Source organism: Bacillus sp. P4_D3, from assembly GCF_056401855.1.
In genome coordinates, this window is sequence record NZ_JBFUIN010000567.1 from 1 (window position 1) to 2,005 (window position 2,005).

Annotated in this window: 2 protein-coding genes; both read left to right on the forward strand. The window is 32.6% G+C overall.

The features are described 5' to 3' along the window. Positions 1–337, forward strand: a 337-nt coding sequence (locus AC1DTM_RS24120) for a DNA-binding domain-containing protein (protein WP_477001071.1), incomplete at its 5' end; no start/stop codon positions are given. Between the two features lie 225 nt (positions 338–562). Next, positions 563–2,005: choice-of-anchor L domain-containing protein (locus tag AC1DTM_RS24125; protein ID WP_477001072.1), on the forward strand; the 1,443-nt coding region annotated here is incomplete at its 3' end.

Below are 2,005 nucleotides of genomic sequence, written 5' to 3' on the forward strand. Positions count from 1 at the left end.
GATGCTTTTCTCTCCTTATCTATATGTGTATTTGAAGCTATTAGAGAATATAGCTTCAAATACACATATAGATAAGGAGAGAAAAGCATCTGAACAAAGAGTACGTAGAGCGATTTATCAATCGTTAAATCACTTAGCTTCCCTTGGATTAACAGACTTTTCAAATCCGAAATTTGAAAGCTATGCTCCAAAGTTTTTTGATTTCACTGTAGTTAGAAAACGAATGACAGAAATGACAAAGGAAGAAGTAGCAACTTCTGGACATACGCGAATTAATACGAAAAAGTTTATTCAAGTGTTGTATTTTGAGGCGAAACGGTTGATGGAGATAGAGTGAAAAAATACGATATAGGGTATAAACATTGATAAACCAAATCTGACATAGATTTGGTTTATTTTGTGTCGAAAAGTATTTTTGGAATAAATGAACAATTTGTGAAAAATGCTATTGAATTTGATAATAGGAATAGATTAATATATTTATGAGTTTCCAATAAAATGAAAAGAAAGGAGTTAATAACGGAAACGTTTGTATTTGAAGAAAAGGAAAGGGGATAAGTAGTTGGGAGGAAAATATAAGCAGTTTAAAAGCGTGTTAACAATTTGTATAGTTGCTATTTTATGTTTACAGTTACCAGGTTTTTATGTAAAAGCAAATGGGGAAGAAACAATTAAAGAAAACAGAAAATTTGAAATCAAAAGCATACAAGAGGCTGGTAAGAGTAATAATCCGGACATTTCAGTATCTACATTAGATGATAATGTGAAAGCAGAACAGCTAGCGAAAAAACTCGTTGGTGATGGTGTGGAAATTCGAAATGTGAAATATAAAGGAGCGAATCAAGCAGCTGGCACATTCCAAGCGAAGCAAAATATTTTTGGGATGGAAGGCGGAGTTATATTAAGTACAGGTAATGCGAAAGGTATTATAGGACCTAATAAGTATAAAAGTTATACACAGATTAATAATCAACCAGGGGATAGTGATGTAGAAGAATTGAAAGGTAATGGATTGAAGACATTTGATGCGAGTGTTTTGGAATTTGAGTTTAAGCCAGCGAAAGAAAAAATGAATGTGCAGTATGTGCTTACTTCAGAGGAGTATGAGGAGTTTGAGCATTATGAGGATATTGTTGGATTGTTTGTTGATGGGAAAAATATTGCTTTGGTACCGAATCGTCCATGGGCTCCATCTACTGTAACTATTAATAAGTGGAATAGCAGTCACTACATTTCAAATACAAGTGGTTCTAAAAACACTGAAATGGATGGAATGAGCAAGGTATTAGAAGCGAAAACTTCCTTGAAAGTAAATCAATGGAATAAAGTGAAGATGGTAATCGCTGATGGTAGTGATAATGGTGTAGATTCAAATTTGCTTATTCACAATATTAAATTTGAAGATGAAGTAGAAAAGGATAGTGAAATACAAATTAAGAGTTTTTCAACACAAGATATAAATGCAGAGAAAGCGAAAATAGTAGCGACTTTTAAAAGAACAAATAATTTATCAAATCAAGCCAGTGTAAATTGGAAATTAGTTTTGCCTAAGATGATGAACAGTGCAGAGCAAATAAAACAACAAGGAAAGTTGATATTTGAGAAAAACGAATCGGAAAAGAGCATTGAAATGGAAGTGAATAAAGAAGAACGTGATTTGCAAATATCATTATATTCACCGTCAGAAAATGCTCAAATATCGGAATCAGCTAATTATAATTTATTTTTAAGAGGTATAACAATTCAGCCTACACCTATGAAGCTAGCACTGGGAGAAGAACAACAATTTAAAGTAATGGCACACTATAGGGATGGTAAGGAAATAGACGTAACTGAGAATGTAGAGTTAGAATTTAGTAAACCTGATATAGTACAGTTGAATACCAAAAATAAATTAATCGGTAAACAATATGGAGCAATAGATATGAAAGCTACTTACGGTAATACACCTGGATGGTCTCATATATCAGTTGAAAAAGCTTTAAAGGATATTGAAGTGGTAGCT